17 protein-coding genes are annotated in these 19,095 nt (G+C 59.4%); 13 read left to right on the forward strand and 4 right to left on the reverse strand.

All coding sequences use genetic code 11. The annotated features are described in order from the left end of the window. The first annotated feature begins 75 nt into the window (after positions 1–75). From Z945_RS0112955 to Z945_RS0112990, 8 genes are all read left to right on the forward strand, one after another. Positions 76–345 carry a hypothetical protein gene (locus Z945_RS0112955; protein WP_025052538.1) on the forward strand — a complete coding sequence of 90 codons (270 nt, stop codon included), beginning with the start codon at positions 76–78 and terminating at the stop codon, positions 343–345. A 105-nt stretch (positions 346–450) separates the two neighbouring features. After that, a complete protein-coding gene (locus tag Z945_RS0112960; RefSeq protein ID WP_025052539.1) occupies positions 451–783 on the forward strand; it encodes a sarcosine oxidase subunit delta in 333 nt (110 codons plus the stop codon). A 163-nt stretch (positions 784–946) separates the two neighbouring features. After that, positions 947–3,964: a sarcosine oxidase subunit alpha family protein gene (locus Z945_RS0112965; RefSeq protein WP_025052540.1), complete on the forward strand. Its 3,018-nt coding sequence runs from the start codon at positions 947–949 to the stop codon at positions 3,962–3,964. Then, complete coding sequence (locus tag Z945_RS0112970) at positions 3,957–4,532, forward strand: sarcosine oxidase subunit gamma (protein WP_025052541.1); 576 nt, start codon at positions 3,957–3,959, stop codon at positions 4,530–4,532. Before Z945_RS0112965 ends, Z945_RS0112970 begins: the two co-directional genes overlap by 8 nt. A gap of 84 nt (positions 4,533–4,616) precedes the next feature. After that, positions 4,617–5,177 carry a hypothetical protein gene (locus Z945_RS0112975; protein ID WP_025052542.1) on the forward strand — a complete coding sequence of 187 codons (561 nt, stop codon included), beginning with the start codon at positions 4,617–4,619 and terminating at the stop codon, positions 5,175–5,177. A gap of 154 nt (positions 5,178–5,331) precedes the next feature. Further along, positions 5,332–5,931 (forward strand): superoxide dismutase, encoded by a 600-nt coding sequence (locus tag Z945_RS0112980; RefSeq protein WP_025052543.1) that lies wholly within the window; start codon positions 5,332–5,334, stop codon positions 5,929–5,931. Between the two features lie 132 nt (positions 5,932–6,063). Beyond that, positions 6,064–6,273, forward strand: a complete 210-nt coding sequence (locus Z945_RS0112985) for a hypothetical protein (protein WP_025052544.1) — start codon at positions 6,064–6,066, stop codon at positions 6,271–6,273. Then, positions 6,270–6,725 (forward strand): host attachment family protein, encoded by a 456-nt coding sequence (locus tag Z945_RS0112990; RefSeq protein ID WP_025052545.1) that lies wholly within the window; start codon positions 6,270–6,272, stop codon positions 6,723–6,725. The genes Z945_RS0112985 and Z945_RS0112990 overlap by 4 nt, the downstream gene beginning before the upstream one ends. An 18-nt stretch (positions 6,726–6,743) precedes the next feature. On the opposite strand, the gene Z945_RS0112995 is transcribed toward Z945_RS0112990, so the two are convergent. Further along, positions 6,744–7,295, reverse strand: coding sequence for an LOG family protein (locus Z945_RS0112995; protein ID WP_025052546.1), 552 nt, complete (start codon positions 7,293–7,295; stop codon positions 6,744–6,746). 101 nt (positions 7,296–7,396) lie between these two features. Between Z945_RS0112995 and Z945_RS0113000 the strand changes: the two genes are divergently transcribed. The 3 genes from Z945_RS0113000 (at position 7,397) to Z945_RS0113010 (ending at position 11,050) form a co-directional block, all read left to right on the forward strand. Beyond that, positions 7,397–8,740, forward strand: coding sequence for a LysM peptidoglycan-binding domain-containing protein (locus Z945_RS0113000; protein ID WP_025052547.1), 1,344 nt, complete (start codon positions 7,397–7,399; stop codon positions 8,738–8,740). Positions 8,741–8,831: 91 nt separating this feature from the next. Continuing rightward, entirely contained in the window at positions 8,832–10,697 is a 1,866-nt protein-coding gene (locus Z945_RS0113005; RefSeq protein WP_025052548.1) for an ABCB family ABC transporter ATP-binding protein/permease, read from the forward strand. Then, positions 10,694–11,050, forward strand: coding sequence for a hypothetical protein (locus tag Z945_RS0113010; protein ID WP_025052549.1), 357 nt, complete (start codon positions 10,694–10,696; stop codon positions 11,048–11,050). Before Z945_RS0113005 ends, Z945_RS0113010 begins: the two co-directional genes overlap by 4 nt. 37 nt (positions 11,051–11,087) lie before the next feature. On the opposite strand, the gene Z945_RS0113015 is transcribed toward Z945_RS0113010, so the two are convergent. The 3 genes from Z945_RS0113015 to Z945_RS0113025 all read right to left on the reverse strand — a co-directional run bounded on the left by Z945_RS0113015 (position 11,088) and on the right by Z945_RS0113025 (position 16,762). Beyond that, the gene (locus tag Z945_RS0113015; RefSeq protein ID WP_025052550.1) at positions 11,088–11,543 is read right to left on the reverse strand and encodes a DUF302 domain-containing protein; all 456 of its coding nucleotides are present in this window, start codon (positions 11,541–11,543) and stop codon (positions 11,088–11,090) included. Positions 11,544–11,630: 87 nt separating this feature from the next. After that, entirely contained in the window at positions 11,631–15,512 is a 3,882-nt protein-coding gene (locus Z945_RS0113020; RefSeq protein WP_025052551.1) for an efflux RND transporter permease subunit, read from the reverse strand. Beyond that, complete coding sequence (locus Z945_RS0113025) at positions 15,509–16,762, reverse strand: efflux RND transporter periplasmic adaptor subunit (protein ID WP_025052552.1); 1,254 nt, start codon at positions 16,760–16,762, stop codon at positions 15,509–15,511. Before Z945_RS0113025 ends, Z945_RS0113020 begins: the two co-directional genes overlap by 4 nt. Before the next feature lie 212 nt (positions 16,763–16,974). Here Z945_RS0113025 and Z945_RS0113030 point away from each other — a divergent pair, with 212 nt between their 5' ends. Both Z945_RS0113030 and Z945_RS0113035 read left to right on the forward strand, forming a co-directional pair. Continuing rightward, the gene (locus Z945_RS0113030; protein WP_025052553.1) at positions 16,975–17,676 is read left to right on the forward strand and encodes a hypothetical protein; all 702 of its coding nucleotides are present in this window, start codon (positions 16,975–16,977) and stop codon (positions 17,674–17,676) included. Between the two features lie 51 nt (positions 17,677–17,727). Continuing rightward, positions 17,728–19,083 carry a PQQ-like beta-propeller repeat protein gene (locus Z945_RS0113035; RefSeq protein WP_025052554.1) on the forward strand — a complete coding sequence of 452 codons (1,356 nt, stop codon included), beginning with the start codon at positions 17,728–17,730 and terminating at the stop codon, positions 19,081–19,083. The last annotated feature ends 12 nt before the right edge of the window (positions 19,084–19,095 follow it).

Here is a 19,095-nt window from a genome sequence, read left to right on the forward strand (position 1 = left end):
CGCTGCGGGCTTAGGGAACCTTTATAGAGGTCCGGATGTTTCCTGTGCAGAACCTGAAATAGAAGGGAATGCAAAATGGAACATCCAGACCGTACCGTATCTGAACGTAACACCACGACCACCACAACGACCTCGGGTGGCGCAAGCATGGGATTTATCGTCGGGGCTCTTGTGGTCATCGTCGGCATCCTTGCCTACGTCGTCTTCGGCAACGGGGCGGACACGTCCGACGGCGCAGCCGATGACGTCAACGTCACAATCGAAGGTGCAGGCGATGCCGTCGAAGGCGCAGCGGACGCCGTTGAAGGTGCCGCATCTTCGGGTGCCGAAGCTGTCGCTGACTAAGCGCAGCGTATATCTAGGTAGCAACACCGATGTGGCTGCTCTTCTGACGAGGGGCAGCCATTGCTTTGCGCGATCCGTCCCACATTCACGAACGGAATTTGCGACATGCTAACGATCCATTGTCCTAACTGCGGCGTCACGGCGGAAGAAACCGAGTTCCACGCCCACGGCGAGGCGCATCTGAAACGCTTCGGCCCCGGGTCCTCCGAAGACGATTTCGAATCCTACCTTTTCATGCGCAAAAACCCCAAGGGCGTACACTTCGAGCGTTGGCGGCACCAGTACGGCTGCGGCAAGTGGTTCCATGTGGCGCGTTGCACCACGACCCTGGAAATCTTCGGCAGCTATTCCGCCCAGACCACCGAACCGCCGAAAGAGATCATCAACCACATCGAAAACCGTCGCCCAGACTGGAACGCCACAGAGGCACCAAAGTGACCCCCTTTCTCTTTTTGGCCAAAGGGTCTTCACTTTCAAAAGGTGTCACAAGACGCTGCCTTTCCCTGCAGTCAAACGCGCCTTGTGCCGCATCTTTGTTTATCGGGAAAGCAATGCCCCGACATACCGTCCGCACCAACCACCCACACCATAGGTCGCACACATGAGCACACGCCTCGCCACCCCCGGCCGACTGATCGACAAAGCTGCCCCGGTCTCCTTCACCTTCAACGGTAAACAGCTGCGTGGCTACAAGGGCGATACGCTCGCCTCCGCTTTGCTCGCCAACGACCAGATGCTGATGGGCCGCTCTTTCAAATATCACCGCCCGCGCGGGGTTGTGGCATCGGGGGCGGAAGAACCGAACGGGCTGGTCAACCTAGGGTCCGAAGGCCGGTTCGAGCCGAACCAGCGCGTCACCACGACCGAGCTGTTCGAGGGGTTGGAAGCCAGCAGCCAGAACCACTGGCCCAGCCTGGAATTCGATGTGGGGGCCATTAATGCACAGCTCAGCCGGTTTCTGCCTGCGGGCTTTTACTACAAAATGTTTATGTATCCGCGCAGCTTTTGGGAACATGTCTATGAGCCGATCATCCGCGCCTCTGCGGGTCTTGGCAAAGCGCCGAAGGCGCGGGATGTGGACACCTACGAACACTTCTACACCTTTTGTGATGTATTAATCGTCGGCGGCGGGGTTGCCGGGATGCAAGCCGCGCTGACCGCAGGCAAAGCCGGTGCGCGGGTGATCCTGCTCGAGCAGACCGATCATTGGGGCGGGCGTGCGCCGGTGGACGGGGGCCGGATCGATGGTGCCCCCGTGGATGACTATGTGAAAGAAACCCTCAACGCGCTGCGGTCCATGGACAATGTAGAGATGCGTCTGCGTACAATGGGGGCGGGCGTCTACGATCACGGGTACGCGCTGGGCTACGAACGATTGACCGACCATGCACCTGAAGCAGCAGGTCCGCGTCATCGCCTGTGGCGTATCCGCGCCGCACAAATCATCACCGCGACGGGTGCGATCGAGCGTCCGCTCAGCTTTGCCGGTAACGATATCCCGGGAGTGATGCTGGCCTCGGCAGTGCGCGACTATGTGGTCAACTATGGCGTATCCGTGGGCGACCGCACGGTCGTTGTGACGAACAATGACAACGCCTATCTGACGGCAATTGCGCTGAAACATGCAGGCCTCGATGTGCCGGTGATCCTTGATGCGCGGGTCTTGCCCAGCGATCTCGGGTTGATCGAACGGGCCAAGGCGCTGGGCATTCGTGTACTGATGGGCCACGCCATTGCAACCGTCAAGGGCGGCAAGCGCGTGACCGGCGTCAGCATTTGCGCCCAAGCCGGCGAAGGTGCCGTACTGGAAGAAATCCAATGCGATGCAGTGGCCATGTCGGGCGGCTGGTCCCCGGTGGTGCATCTGTGGTCGCACTGCGGGGGCAAACTGCGCTGGGACACCGCTCATGCCTGCTTTAGCCCCGATGTGGATAATCCGCCCAAGGGCTCCGATGGCATGGGTTTTGTGACCCCGGCAGGGGCGGCATCGGGTATGTTTGCGCTGGATGATGTGCTGCATGACGCCCATGCTGCGGCCGAAGGGGTGATCACCAGTCTCGATATGAAACTGCCCAAGGATGTGACGTCTCCCATCGCTGAGCGGCGCGAGGAAAGCCCGATGGCCCCCGTCTGGATGATGCCACAGGGGGCAAGCGTCAAACTGCGCGAAAAGACATGGCTGGACTATCAGAATGACGTCAAGGTGTCCGACGTCCGGCTTGCCGCGCAAGAAGGCTTTGTCAGTGTCGAACATGCAAAGCGGTATACCACGCTTGGTATGGCGACCGATCAGGGCAAGCTAAGCAACATCAACGGGCTGGCCACACTGGCGGGGGCGTTGGACGCGGATATTCCAACTGTGGGCACCACCACTTTCCGCCCGCCTTATCAACCCATATCGCTTGGCGCGATTGGCGGCGAGGCGCGGGGCGACATCTTTCAGCCCATCCGCCGCACACCGATGCAGGACTGGCACGAGGCCAATGGCGCGGTGTTTGAACCTGTTGGCCGATGGCGTCGGCCCTACGCCTTCACGCGGGGACTGGAAAGCACTCACGATGCAGTAATGCGTGAAGTAAAGAACACTCGCGAAAAACTAGGTTTGCTGGACGCGTCGACCCTTGGCAAAATCATCGTCAAAGGCCCCGATGCGGGCAAGTTTCTGGACATGATGTACACCAACATGATGTCCACGCTGAAGCCCGGCAAATGCCGCTATGGCCTTATGTGTTCGGAGAACGGTTTCCTGATCGACGACGGTGTTGTTGCCCGGATCGACGAGGATACATGGCTGTGTCACACCACCACCGGCGGCGCGGAAAGCATTCATGCCCACATGGAAGAATGGCTGCAGACCGAATGGTGGGACTGGAACGTCTATGTGGCGAACGTGACAGAGCAATACGCGCAAATCGCTGTGGTCGGTCCGAATGCCCGCACCGCGTTGGAGCGTTTGGGCGGCATGGACCTGTCAAAAGAGGCGCTGGGGTTCATGGACTGGGCGGATGGCACCTTGGGTGGCTTCAAGGTCCGTATCTTTCGGATCTCTTTCTCGGGCGAGCTTTCATACGAGATTGCCATCGACGCAGGCCACGGGCAGGCACTGTGGGATTCGCTCTTGGCCGTAGGCGCTGATCTGGGCGCGATGCCATACGGCACCGAATGTTTGCACATCCTGCGCGCTGAGAAAGGATTCATCATGATCGGGGACGAAACCGACGGCACCGTGATCCCGCAGGATCTGGGCTTGAACTGGGCGATCTCGAAAAAGAAAGAGGATTATCTGGGCAAGCGCGCACAGGCGCGGTCCCATATGACCGATCCTTCGCGCTGGAAGCTTGTGGGGCTTGAGACTGTAGACGGATCCACGCTGCCGGACGGGGCCTATGCAACGGGCGAGGGGACCAATGCCAACGGCCAGCAGAACATGATCGGTCGCGTCACCTCAACCTACCATTCTCCGACCCTCGATCGCGGCATTGCCATGGGGCTTGTGCTGAACGCTCCTGACCGCATGGGCGAAGTGCTCAGATTCCCGGGCACCGATGGCAAGATCTACGAGGCCAAAATCGTGGACCCGGTGTTTTATGACAAGGAAGGGAGCAAGCAGAATGTCTGATCCTGTAACCGCCTTGAAAGGCTTGAAGAACACGGGTGGGTTTGCGTCGATCAGCGAGGTCGGCCCGACGGGCATGATCACCCTGCGTGGTGATCTGTCTGCTAAGCCAGTGATCAAAGCAGCGGTGGCCGCGAGTGGTGTGACCATGCCGGAACAGGGTCGCATTGGCAGCGAAGGCAATCACGCGATGGCCTGGATGTCGCCGGATGAACTGTTGATCCTATGCGCCTACGGCGATGTTCACGACCGTCTGGCGGCATTGAACAAGAAGCTGTCGGGTCAACACACACTCGCGGTGAATGTGTCCGATGCCCGCGCAATGTTTCGGGTCCGTGGTGCACATGCACGCGAAGTTATCGCTAAGGTTGCGCCAGTGGATATGCATCCCGATGCCTTCACGCCCGGCATGTTCCGCCGCACTCGTTTTGCGCAGGTGCCTGCGGCCTTTTGGATGCCTGAACCTGATGTGGTGCAGGTCATCTGCTTCCGGTCCGTTGCGCGATATATGTACGATCTTTTGGGCATGGCGGCGCAAAGCAGATCCGAAGTGGGTTACTTCCGCCGCTGACTTTCCCGCAGTTGGTCTTGGTACGGCCGCATTCGAGGTGTTCTGTGCTTGTCTACCGAAGGGGTGGGGCGAGGAGACAATAAGATGCGCAAAGCCTTTGGAACACTTATACTCGCGCTGGTTGGCGCGACCGTTCTCTCGATCATCTGGCTGGGTGGTGCCGCGTTTCTGGGGAACGAAGGGGCGATTTGGGCCTTTTTTCTGGGTGGAATGTTTCTGCGCATCCCGGTACTCTTTCTGCTGGTGATCCTGGCGATGATCGGAGGCCATCTGCGCAACTCGGGCGACAACCCGCTTCCGTCGCCGCGCCGCGAACGGATCGAGCCTCCTTTGAAGGGCGCAGTCGGTGTCAGACCCGCAACCTCTGGTTCAGAAGGACCGGCCGGTGAGCAATCGACGCCAAAGGCAACAAGAAACCACACGATCTATGGTTGTGCCGGGATTGTTCTTGGAGCGCTTTTTCTGGCAGCCAGCGTCCGGCACGCCGTCGGCCTGACGCATTTTGAAAATGCTGGCATTTTCCTGCTCATGATCATCATGCAGTTTAAAACGCTCTTCGGTGTTTTACTTATTCTCTTCGGTCTTGCAGAATTGCAGCATGTCAAAGGTATCCGACAGACTGTTGATGATACCTTCAGTACCTGAGGCTTGCGGCAAATCCGTAGTGGTCCGAACCTGCATAAAGCGTCTGGTGCCTGTTGATCCTGTGGTGATGTTTCCCAAGGCGCAGCCTTGACTAAGGGCTGGCGCGTGCTTCATTTGATAAGAAATGATACTTTAACATCAAGGAGGCCCAACAATGGCTTTTTCACTTCCCGATCTTCCCTATGCCCACGACGCCCTTGCCGCCAAAGGCATGAGCGCCGAGACGCTGGAGTACCATCACGACAAGCATCACAACGCTTATGTCACCAATGGCAACAAGGCGATTGAGGGCACAGAGTGGGAAGGCAAGTCTCTCGAAGAGATCATCAAGGGTACGTATGACGCGAATGCTGTGGCGCAGTCGGGCATTTTCAACAACATTAGCCAGCTGTGGAATCACAATCAGTTCTGGGAGATGATGGGTCCGAATGACAGCGCCATGCCCGGCGAGCTGGAAAAGGCGATCACCGAAAGCTTTGGCTCCGTCGACAAATTCAAGGACGAATTCAAGGCGGCAGGTGCCGGTCAGTTCGGCTCCGGTTGGGCTTGGCTGGTCAAGGACACGGACGGCGGCCTGAAGGTCACCAAGACCGAAAACGGCGTGAACCCTGTGTGCTTCGGCCAGACCGCTTTGCTGGGCTGTGATGTATGGGAGCATTCCTATTACATCGACTTCCGCAACGCGCGTCCCGACTACCTGTCGAACTTCCTTGACAACCTTGTGGACTGGGAAAACGTCGCCTCGCGCATGTAACCGCGATAGGCAGCGTGCTATTCTGGCACCTACTGGAAACCCCGCAAGCTTCGGCTTCGCGGGGTTTTTGTTTGGAACCTGCGACCTTCCGGAAGGGTTTTGTCATCAACAGCAAGACATGAGGAGGACATTATGACGAAGAGAGATGCAGCCGACAAAGAGGGCGCAAAGGTCGTCAAAGAGAGCGATGACCAAATCGCAGTCAGCCAGCAAGGCCGCGCTCAAGGCAATTTGCAAAGAGACATCGCCACCCAAAACGAAGAAAAGCGCGCGGAAGAGATGCCCGCTGGTGTAACGCGCGTAACCGGCTCAGACAAACGCAACCATGGAGAAGACGCATGACCCATCTGACCAACGGAACATGGGTGCTGATCGCTGACGGTGAGAAGGCGCTTTTTTTGCAGAACGTCACAGACGGCGAAGACCCATATCTCGACGTATTCCGCGAGGAAGAACAGGAAAACCCGCCGAACAGAGAGCAAGCTGCAAATCGCCGTGGGCGGTTCAATGATGGCCCAAGTGTGCACCGTTCTGCCGTAGACGATACGGACTGGCACCAGCTTTCAAAGGAAAGGTTCGCAGCAGAGCTTGCTGAGATTCTTTATAAGAAAGCGCATCAGGGCGCGTTCGAAAAACTGGTCATCGTTGCACCGCCAAAGACATTGGGCGAATTGCGTAACGAAATGCATCAGGAAGTTTCTACCAAGGTCATCGGCGAAGTGCCAAAGACACTGACGAACCACCCTGTTGACGAGATAGAAAAAATTGTCGCTGCCGAACTGGCCGCCGCGTGACGAGGGAGAAACCGTCCGTTAACTGAGCGCAGTGTCGAGCGCCGATAGCGCCGCCTTAGCATCCCTGACAAAACTTACAAAACCCAATATGTCGTCGCCCGCAAACCCGCTGGCGACGACATGCTGCAATAGATCACCCAGTTTATCCCAATAGCCGTTCGTATTGATCACCAGCACCGGCTTTTTGTGTAGCCCAAGCTGGCGCCAGGTCAAGACTTCGAACAGTTCATCCAGCGACCCCGCACCGCCCGGCAAGACAAGTACTGCGTCGCAATTCATGAACATGACCTTTTTGCGCTCGTGCATGGTTTCGGTCACCACATAGCTGGTCAGATCGGTCTTTCCCACTTCCCAATCGACCAAATGCTGTGGGATCACGCCAAAGGTTTCACCGCCCGCCGCCTGTGCCGATCGCGCCACACTGCCCATCAGCCCAACATCACCCGCGCCATAGACCAACCGGTACCCGTCCTCTGCCAATCCCGTGCCCAGCGTTTCGGCATCGCGGGTAAATGTCGGATCGTTGCCGGGCCGTGACCCACAGAATACACATACCGATTTTCGCGTCATTCTGTCGCCTTTCTTGTGAAAGTGTGCCTTGGTGGGACCAGTGGCATTTTGACCCCTGTTAGACTGCTTGCTAAAAAGGCTCAACCTTTTGGGATAGAACGATGATGCGAAACATGTTTGCACGGCTCAACGGTGGGGCAGGTGCCTTTGCGGCCGGCATCGTCTGTCTGGTATTGGTCGGTGCGGGCATCTGGATACAGCAACGCCCCTCGGTTGAGGATGTGGAACAGCAAGTCGCTTTGAAGATGCCAAGCAGCGATCCAACGGCGGAAATCGAAGAGGCACCGCGCGAAGCGGATACATCCGAGACTGCGAATACTAATTCACCAACTGCCCCGGCCTTTGACGAAGTGCGCCGCGAGGCGGATGGCATGACCGTCATCGCAGGTCGCGCAACTCCGGGATCTGCGGTCAGTGTAATGCAAAATGGCGTTGAGGTGGCCCAATCCACCGCAGACCCGAACGGCAAATTCGCCACGCTCGCGATCATTCCGCCGGATGGCGAAGGGCATGTGCTGAGCCTGTCACAGACCCTCAACGGGACGCAGGCCATATCGCAGGACGAAATCATCCTTGCGCCGCGAACGGCCATTGAACCTGCGCCCGCCGCTTTGCCGGAGGAGGAAACTGCCGAAAAGGCCCCCGTTCCGGATAAGGTGCCCGACCAGATTGCCGCACAATCCGGAGACACCCAATCGACAGTGGCGGACCCGTCTGAAAACTTGACGTCGGAGGTTGCCGCATCTGAAGTGCTTCAGGAGTCACCCCCGAAAATAGACCCCGCGCCATTGGCCGAACCCTCAGCACCCGTTGCAAAAATCGCGGCTGTCGAGACGCCAGTGGTTGACCCTGCACCCGTACCGACACCTGTCGCCCCCACGGCCACTCCGGCTCCCGCCGCTCAGGCGCCGCAAGCAGTTGCCGTGCTCAAGTCCACTGAGGATGGCGTGGAGTTATTGAACACCCCAAGCCCCCAAGCCATGACGAATGTCGCCATCGACACCATCAGCTATTCCGGCGCGGGTGAGGTTCAGCTGGCCGGACGTGCGCAAAGCGATACCGCATCGGTGCGCGTTTATCTCGACAATGCGCCTGTTGTGAACCTCGCAGTGGATGCCGCAGGCCGCTGGCGAGGGGAATTGCCTGACGTGGACGAAGGCATCTATACGCTGCGCGTCGACGAAGTTTCTTCGCAGGGGACTGTGACCAGCCGCGTTGAGACCCCGTTCAAGCGCGAAGATGCTCAGGTGCTGGCCGATGCCACCGCTGCCCAAAGCGGGCCGGTCAAGGCGATTACTGTGCAAAAAGGCGCGACGCTCTGGGCGATTGCACGCGAACGCTATGGCGATGGAGAGCTTTACGTGCGGGTGTTCGAGGCCAATGCCTCCTCCATTCGCGATCCGGACCTGATCTATCCCGGCCAGATTTTCGATCTGCCGGACTAATGTTGCTAAGGGCATTACGGCTAATTCCGCGCCGTGACTGGCAACCGCCACGTCGCGGGGCTATGTAGCAGGCAAAGAGACTGGAACTTGAATGCCCGCTGATACGAGCCAAACTGCAAACACCAAAAAATTCCCCCGCAAGACAGGCCCGCAAAAGTCGCCGGACCCGGACCCTAAGAATGTGGACGAGGGCCAGTCCGGCCTTCTGGTTCTACGCAAAGTGGCCCCCTATCTTTGGCCGGCGGACATGCCTTGGGTCAAACGGCGCGTTGTCTGGGCAATGATCGCGCTCTTTGTATCCAAGTTGATCTCGGTCGCCACACCGCTCTTTTACCGCGATGCGGTGGACGCACTGGCGGGCGAGGGCGTGCCGATGGTTGCCTTGGGCGCGATTGGGCTGACGGTCGCTTACGGTATGGCACGACTGATGACCGTGGGGTTCCAGCAATTGCGCGATGCAATATTTGCGCGCGTGGGCCAACGCGCGCTGCGGATGCTGGCGCTTGAGACATTCCAGCACATCCACAAGCTCTCGATGCGCTACCACATCACCCGCAAGACCGGCGGGCTCAGCCGGATCATCGAGCGCGGAGTCAAAGGTGTGGAATTCCTCCTGCGCTTCCTGCTGTTCAACATTGGCCCGCTGATTCTGGAATTGCTGATGATCGGCGCGGTGCTGACCTATCTGTTTGACTGGACTTATCTGCTGGTCGTGGCTGTCACCATCGGGCTTTATGTCTGGTTCACCTTTTCGGTCACCGAATGGCGCGTGCGCCAGCGGCGCCAGATGAACGCTGCCGATACCGATGCGAACCAAAAAGCGGTGGACAGCCTGCTGAACTACGAGACCGTCAAATACTTCGGTGCCGAGGCCCGTGAAGCGCAGCGCTATGATGGAGCGATGGCGGGCTACGAGGATGCCGCGATCAAGACCAGCGTCTCGCTCGCCTTTCTGAACTTCGGGCAGTCGCTGATCATTACGGCAGGACTGGTGGCGGTCATGATCATGGCCGCCATCGGCGTGCAGAATGGCACACTCACGGTAGGCGATTTTGTCATGGTGAACGCCTATATGGTGCAGATCACCGTGCCGCTGAACTTTCTGGGCACGGTCTATCGCGAGATCAGGCAGGCGCTGGTCGATATGGGCCAGATGTTTGGCCTGTTGGAACAACCTGCCGAGATTTCGGACAAACCCGGTGCACCCGCCCTGAATGTCACCGGCGGGCGCGTTACCCTGGAGGATGTGCAATTCGGCTATGATAGTGAGCGGCGCATCCTTCGGGGTGTCTCGCTTGAGGCCGCACCGGGGCAGACCGTGGCGATAGTCGGATCGACCGGATCTGGCAAGTCCACCATCGGGCGGCTGTTGTTCCGGTTCTATGACGTGAACAATGGCGCGCTTAAGATCGATGGGCAAGATGTGCGGGACGTCACGCAAAACAGCCTGCACCGTGCGATTGGTGTCGTGCCGCAGGACACGGTGCTGTTCAATGACACCATCGGGTACAACATCGCCTATGGGCGCGATGGGGCCACCCAGGCAGAGGTCGAGGCCGCAGCAAAAGATGCGCAGATCCACGACTTTATCCTAAGCCTGCCCGACGGCTACGACACCACCGTGGGCGAGCGTGGCTTGAAGCTGTCGGGTGGCGAAAAGCAACGCGTGGGCATCGCCCGCACCCTGCTGAAAGACCCCCCGATCCTGTTGCTGGACGAGGCGACCTCGGCGCTTGATAGCGAAACGGAGCACGAGATTCAGGACGCCTTGATGCGCGCAGGGCAAGGGCGGACAGTGCTGACAATTGCACACAGGCTCAGCACAATTGCTGACGCGGACCGGATTGTCGTGCTGGAAAAAGGCGAGATCGTCGAACAGGGCACCCATGACGCGCTCTTGGCGCAGGAAGGGCGTTACGCCCAGTTGTGGCACCGTCAGCAGTCCGAAGAAGCGTGAGCAGGGGCAAGGATTATCCGCGCACGCCGGACGGGCATTTCTTTGTGTCCAAGGGGCGGCTGTGGCGCTGTACCGATCCGTCGCTAGACGACAGTACACGTCGCGCGGCGGTTAAAGCCTTGATGCAGGCACGCAGGGCGGTATTCCAAGCTGAGTCCGAGACAGCGACCCGCGCGGCCCGGGACAAGGTCGATGCGACCAAGAGGGAGTTGGGAGAGCGCGGACCTGTCTGGTGGCGAGATGGCAGTCCTGACGAGGGCGGCAAGCACCCCCGAAATTCAATCTATGCAGCGTGGTGGGCTGATCTGAGCGATGAAGACCGGGAGCGGGGCGATCCCCCAAAGGATAAGTGACGCCCCGCCACTCGCGCGCTAAACTGGTGCGTTGGTTCTAATCCTCGGCAATGGCTTTCGACGTCAGCTTGTCCAGCGCGCCGGTCATCATCTGGATATATTTTGCATCGGCCGGAAGGCCGTGGTCCGCAACAAGGCTGGCGGGCGCGTGATAGCTGACATGCACGACACCTTCGCCGTCGGCATAGCTGAGCACCCGCAGCGGCAGATCAAGTCCGGCGGTTTGCGCGTCCTGCATCGCAGGCGTGCCCAGCTTGGGATTACCAAAGATTAAAAGCTCGGTGGGGCGCAACTCCATATCGACCTTCTCGGCACCAGCGGCGTGATCCACACGGGCGAAAACTGTCGCACCTGCGGCCTCCACAGCAGCTTCCAGCCGGTCCATCGTGGTCGAGACACTATACGGGCTTACTTTGTTGACCATATCGGCGGCAAATGCGGGCAGTGCCAAAAGGGCGGCGGCTGTGCAGGCGAGGACGGTGGACCGGATCATGGAAGAACTCCTGTGTTGAGAGACCATCAACCTATCGCAGATCGCGCAGAATGCGAGGGACGCGCCCTCACATCCGCTTGATCGGTCCTATTCCGCCGCCGCGGCAGGAACCTGCGGGCGGCTGGCGATGGTGGATGGCGGCGGCCCCGCGTCCCAGATGATCTCTTCATTCGACATGCGCCGCGCATCGCGTTGCAAAGCCCAGTCGCGGGCCGCCTTGCTGGCGCGGCCCAATGAAAGCTTGGCCAAGAGCCGCGCAATCCAGCGGATATAGGTGGTCGCCCAGACACGGATCGCCAGCAGCGACGGCGTGACCATCAGCGTTAGAACCGTCGCCACCCCAAGGCCAAAAACCACCGCCGTTGCCAGTTGCTTCCACCACAGGGCGGTGGGGCTATCGACGGTATATCCGCCATCGGCAAAGTTGAGGCTCAGGCCGAACATCATCGGGGCAAGTCCGGCCATCGTAGTGATCGTCGTCAGCAAAACGGGCCGGATGCGCGCTTGTGCGGTGCGAATGATCGCCTCGATCCGCGGCATGTAGCGTTCATATTCCTGATAGGTGTCGATCAGAATGATGTTGTTATTTACCACAATTCCGGCAAGCGCCACGATCCCCGTGCCGGTCATGATGATGCTGAAGGTCTGGTCCATCACAAGCATACCGATCAGAACGCCTGTCGTTGATAGCACGACCGCGACCAAAACCAGCACCGAATTGTAGAATGAATTGAACTGCGCCAGCAGGATGATGAACATCAGCCCTAATGCAGCAGTGAAGGCGGAGCTGAGGAAGGCCTGGCTTTCGGCCTGATCTTCCTGATCGCCGGTCCACTCGCTTGTGACCCCGAAAGGCAACGGCTTTTCATCCAGCCATTTGGTGATCTCTGCAATGCGTTCATTGGCGTTGATCGGGACCAGTCGCAGGCTCCCGTCCGAGACACCCTCCGCGATATCGACGCCCGTGCCGGCCTCTGTGCGCTGTGTCAGCTTGTATGCGGTACCATCGGGGGCTGTGACATCCGCGTCATTGCCCGCTGGGCGCAGGGTGGCCATCGTGGTGCTGACATCCGTGCCATCGACACGTGTTACCTCAACGACCTTCATCAGACCGGCGGTCACATCGGCCTTCACATCCAGATACCGCTTTTGATCGATGCGGTTGATCTCGGCCAGTTTGGGTACGGGCGTGCGGGTGATGAAATTGCTCAGCGGGATCAGACCATCGCCGGTGCGTACCTTAAGCGTATCAAGCGTCGAGAGGACGCGATCGCCTTCAGGCAGGCGCACGCGGATCTCGATTTCCTCATCCGAGCTGTCAACGCGCATGGTATCGAGCAGCAGACCGCGCGTCACCAATTGCACCATCGCGCCCACGGTCAGCACATCCGCACCGTAGCGCCCGGCCTTTTCGACATCCACATCGATCTGCCAATCGATGCCGGGCAGGGGGCGTGTGTCTTCGATCAGGGTCAGACCGGGGGTGCGCTCGAATTCGGCGCGGGTCAGCGCCGTTGCGGTCAGCAGATCGGGAAAACTGTCGGATTTGATCCGCAAATGCACCGGTTTGCCCGAGGCAGGTCCCATCGCGAGGTTCAGTGTTTCGGTCCCGATCCCGGGCAAAGCGGCGAGTTCTTCGTTCAACTCCGCGATGATGACATCGCCGTCAAAAGCGGGGTCCTGAGTGCTGCGATTGATGTCGAAGCCCAGAAGGGGCACCGTAAACAGCGGCGTGACAATCTCCGGCCGATCCTCCCAGGGGATCGTCTCAAACTGGATCTGACCAATGGTGTCTTTGGGCGATTGCGCGCCGCCTGTGTTGCTGTCCAGCCCGCCTTCGCCTGCGAAAGCAAAAGCCGTCTGAACACCAGGGTGCCGCAGAACGATCGCTTCAGCCTGTTGCAGTAGATCATCCTTTTCTTCCAGCGAAAGGTTGCCGCGCGCCAGCACATAGACAATCGCCTGCTCGGGCTCGGATTCCACAAAGAACTCTACGCCTTTCGAGTTATTGCCAAAGAAGATCATCACCGTGCCGACGAAGACAAAAACGATACCGGCCATGACCAGAGGCATCACCGGATTGCCGACAATAAAGGCCATCACCCGGCCAAAGCCGTTCCGTTTATAGCCAGCCTCAATGCGGGTCGGTGTGGTGCGAAACAGTTTGGAAGTGACCCAGCGCCCGCCACGTCCGGCGCGGGTGAAGATGCCAAAGAACGCCAGTAACCCAAGCATGGCACCCGACAACCCCGTGGCCACCAGCGCGCAAAGCGCCAGCACGCTGACAAAAACCACGAAGAAGGTCGGGATCACCGAGCCAAGCAAATCGAACCCGTCCATCGCCGCGAACTGCGCCGAGATGATTCCAAAGAGCGGCTGCATCAGAGCCATGGGCAGCATCAGCATGACCAAAGCCACCGGAAACAGAAGCAAATGCAGATACCAGCGCAGGCCCGCGATGGATTCCATATTGTCGGCCATCCAGCGTTCCAACCGGCCCGTCACGCCGCCCATTACGGGCAGGTAGACCAGCGCCACCACGAGTGAGGCAGAGAGAACAAAGATCAGCGTGACCGGCAACATGCCCATGAACTGTCCGGGCACACCGGGCCAGAACAGCATCGGCAAAAATGCGCACAGCGTTGTCGCAGTTGACGAGATAATTGGCCAGAACATCCGCTTGGCCGCCTCGGTATAGGCCTGCATCGGGCCATCGCCCTGTTGCTGTCGCGCGTCGGCGTATTCAACCACCACAATGGCCCCGTCGACCAGCATGCCCACGGCCAAAATGAGACCAAACATCACGATGTTGGACACCGAAATACCCATCAATGCGAGGAACGCGAAACACAGCAAGAAGGAGGTCGGGATTGCAAAGCCTACCAGAAGGGCGGCGCGAATCCCCAAGGCCGCCAGTACCACGATCATGACCAGTGCGATGGCGGTAAAGACTGACCCCAACAATTGCTGCACCATCGAATCCACGATGCGGCTCTGGTCATTCGAGGTGCCAACTGTCACCGCCGCCTGCAGGCCATCGGGCCAGTCAGCAGAGCGTTCCGCAACGATCTCCTGCACCTGACGCGATGTGTCGATCAGGTTGAAGCCTTTGCGTTTGACCACCTGCAGGGCCAGCGTCTTTTCCCCGTTGAACCGGGCCGTGCCGCGCCGGTCCTCGAACGTCAGGTTGATCTGTGCCAGATCACCCAAGGTCACCACCCGGTCACCGTTGATCTTGACCGGCAGGTTATAGACATCCTGCGGTTCATCGAAAGAAGACGGAATCTTGACCGCAAAAGCGCCTTGCGCATTCTCGATCTCGCCCGCAGCGATCAACTGGTTGTTGTTCTGTACGACATTGATCAGCTCTCCCGCGGTCACATTGTAGGATTCCAGCCGCAGCGGGTCGATGATCACCTCGAGCATCTCATCACGGTCACCGGCCAGACCTGCCTCGAGCACCGCATCCAGACCTTCCAGATCGTCCTGCAAATCACGCGCCACGCGGGCCATCGTGCGTTCAGGCACGGGGCCTGTCAGATTAACGATGATGATGGGGAACTCGGAAAAGTTGATCTCGTTGATCGAATATTTCTCGTAACCATCGGGAAACTGCGATTCTGCCGTCGACATGGCATCGCGCACATCGGCCATGATCTTGGTCTTGTCCCAGCCAAATTCGAATTCCAGCGCAACACCGGCGTAGTTTTCTGCCGCCGTGCCGGACATCTGTTTTAAGCCGTCCAGATCGGACAGCTCCGTTTCCATCGGCTTGACCAACAGGGTTTCGCTGTCAGCGGCAGAGATGCCGGGGAATTGCACCGACACAAAAAGAGCCGGGATTTCGATGTCCGGCTCTCCTTCTTTAGGCAAGGTGCTGTAGGAATAGCCCCCAACAACGAGGCTTAGCAGAATGAAGGCAATCACCATGCGAGCACGGTTGGCGGCCCAATCGACTACACCAGTCATTGTGTGACCTCACTTTCCCAGGTCGGGGCGACGGTGACACCTGCGGTCACGAACTCCTGGCCGATGGTAATGACGTCTGCTTCTTCGGGCAGGCCGGTGACCCAGACACCGTCAATGGTGTCCCGCATGATGCTGATAGGGGCAAAGGCCACGACGTTTTCGTCTTCGACCAAGCGCACGCCTAGGGTGCCTTCGTCATTCAGTGTCATTGAGGACTGCGGGATCAGATGCGCCTTAACCCCGGCAGAGGCGATTGCGATCTCGGCGGTCTGCCCGTCCCGGATCGCCAGATCGCCATTGGGCACTTCGATTTCCACCCGGAAGGTACGTGTTTCCGGATCGGCAGAGCGCGACAGAAAGGTGACCTCGCCCACGACTTCACCACCGCCCGCCGCCAGTCGCGCCCCGGCACGGGCACCAAGGCTCACGCGGTTCACTTCGGTTTCCGGCACAAAGCCTACCAGTTTGATCGGATCCAGCTGGATGATCGTCGCACACAGCGCACCGGGCTGTAGAAGGCTGCCCAATTCGGCGGTGTCGCTTTCAAGAAGCCCGTCGAACGGGGCCAGGATTTCCAACCGTTCAATCTCTTTCTCCGCACTGGCGACTGCGGCAGTGGCGGCCTGAATGCCCGACCGCGCCGCACTCAAGCCCGACGTGGCCGTTGTCACACCAGCGCGCGCTGCTGCGGTGGCGGCGTCAGCCCCTGCGACGCGCGTCTGCGAGGCATAGCCATCCTGCACAAGCCGCGACGCAGCGTTCTGGTTGATCTCGGCCTCGTCAAGCCGGGCGCGGGCTTCTTCCACGCGGGCCTCGGCTTCGGGCACGCGGGACTGTGCCTCGCTCAGCCGCGCGCGCGCTTCGTCCAGTGCCGCACCACGGGTGCCCGGATCGAGCACACATAGCGCTTCACCTTGGGTGATCTTGGCGCCTTTGCGCAAGGGCTCGGATATTACGATCGCCGAGGTCTCGGACCGCACATCTACCTGACGCGCCGCCTCGGTCTCACCGCGCAGGATCACCGCGCTGTCAACTTCCTGACCGGTGATCTTGCGCACAGAGACTTTGACCAGTTTATCACTCTGCACCGCTGCACCGCTCTGATCAGTTTCTTCGACCGATGCATCTTCCGTTTGATCCACCGGATCGGACGATCCGCTGAACATGGCTTCCAGTTGAGGACGTGCAAGGATCGACATTGCCAAAATGATTGTCACAGCGATTGCCGCAATAATTGAGAATATACGCATGTCAAAACCCTGTACGGCGCAGGCCGAAGACCGGCCAATGATGCGGCCTATGTAGGCTGCATTAAGTGAACTGACTAGTTTAGGTGCGCGTTTTTTTCAAAAAGCCGCACCCAACTGCCTATTACAGTTGCAAAACTGTGGCCGCAGGAGGGTATTGGCTTGCCGGGCGGCGCAGGTTAAGAGGGGCAAACTGCAGGGCAAGGTGTGACCGGATGAGCAATACAGACAGCTTTGTCGAAGAAGTGAACGAAGAGGTCCGCCGCGACCGTCTTTACGGCCTACTCCGCCGTTATGGCTGGATCGCGGTGCTGGCAATTGTCCTGATCGTGGGCGGTGCGGCCTACACGGAATATAGCAAAGCACAGCGTGCCGCCTCGGCTCAGGCGCAAGGCGATGCGATGTTGGCGGCCCTGTCGCTGGACGATAGCGCCGAACGGGCAGAATCACTGGCAGCGATTGATCCTGCCAGCCTGGCTGCTGGGGCCGTGTTGCGTATGATGACTGCTGCCGAACAGGCCCGCGCAGGGGATACCGAAGCAGCTGCGGCAACGCTGGATGCGCTTGCTGTCGATGGGGAAGTGCCCGCAATCTACCGCCAGTTGGCTCAGTTCAAATCCGTCACCCTGCAAAGCGCGAGCCTGGAGTCAGCTGACCGCCGTCAGGCCTTTGAGGCGATGGCACAACCCGGAAACGCTTTGCGCCTTTTGGCGACTGAACAATTGGCGCTGATCGACATCGAAACCGGTGATCCGGCGGCGGCGATTGCGAAATACCAATCCATTATCGACGACGCCGAGGTCAGCCCGGACTTGCAACAACGCGCACTACAGGTGATTGTGGCACTGGGTGGAGAGCCGGAACTGTCCGACGCCATGCCGCTGGTACCCGACAGCAGCACCGCGATAACGGACTAGAACCGACCGACCGGACGAAAGAAACGGCGCAAGTAATAAAGTGAGCAGGCCATGATCCAATCGTTGAAATCTGGGGTGCAAGCCTTCGGTCTGCCTCTGTTGGCGGGGATCCTGTTTCTAAGCGGGTGCAACGAGCGCGAAACCTATTTGCCCGGTCCACGCGAAGACGTCCGCGCCGTGTTGCAAAACCCCGCTTTGGCCGCTCCGCTGCCTGGTGAATCCGTGACAGCAAATGTCAGCAGGGCGATATCGCTGGGTGCCGCCACCAACAACGCAAACTGGACGGCGGCAGTCGGCAATCCCGCAACCCGCACAAGCCATCCCGCACTCGCGGCAACGCCAAAATTGTTGTGGTCGGCTGATATCGGCGCAGGCGACAGCCGGCGGTACCGGATCACTGCCGATCCGGTCGTGTCACAGGGCCGCATCTTTACCCTCGATTCAGGGGCGCAGGTCACGGCGACCTCTACGTCTGGTCAAACGCTGTGGACACGCGATCTGACCCCGGCCAGCGACCGGCAGGGGCAGGGTTCCGGCGGCGGCCTAGCGGTTGACGGCGACACACTTTATGTCTCGATCGGCTATGGCATTCTGGCCGCGCTGGATGTCACCACGGGCGGCACCCGCTGGACCCAAGAGCTTGAGGCTTCAGGCTCAGGCACACCAATGGTGTCGGGCGATCTGGTCTATCTGACGGCAGGCGACGACACCGGCTGGGCCGTGAACAAAACCAACGGGCGTGTGGCTTGGCAGACAAGTGGCACGCCCAGCATCAACAACGTGCTCGGTGCGCCCGCCCCGATCATTGCGGGTCAAGTGGCGATCTTTGCCTACGGCTCTGGCGAAGTGCAGGGGGTTTTCCGGCGCGGGGGGCTGGATCGCTGGAACACGGCAGTCGTCGGTAAACGGCCCGGACGTGCATTGTCATCCATTTCGGATGTGACGGGCGCACCAGTGGCGTCGGGCGACCGTGTCTTTGTGGGCAACCAGTCGGGACGTCTGGCTGCACTGAGCCTGGCAAATGGCATGCCGATCTGGACCGCACGCGAAGGGGCGATCACGCCGGTCTGGCCCATTGGCGGCAGCATCTTTGCAATCTCGGATTTGAACGAACTGCTGCGGCTTGATGCCTCTGACGGCAGCCGTATCTGGGGCGTGCCACTGCCCAACTTCGTCAAGGACCGTCCGCGCCGCCAGTCCGAAATCTTTGGCAACCATGGCCCCGTAGTGGCGGGAGGCCGCGTGCGCGTTGCTTCCAGCGACGGGGTCTTGCGCAGCTATGACCCGACGAATGGCGTATTGACCGGTACGGTCGAAATCCCCGGCGGCGCGACCACCGCGCCGGTGGTTGCAGGCCGAACGCTCTATGTTGTCTCGCGCAAGGGCAAATTGCTCGCTTTCCGTTAAGCGCAAAATGGG

Source organism: Sulfitobacter noctilucae, assembly GCF_000622365.1.
Lineage (GTDB): Bacteria > Pseudomonadota > Alphaproteobacteria > Rhodobacterales > Rhodobacteraceae > Sulfitobacter > Sulfitobacter noctilucae.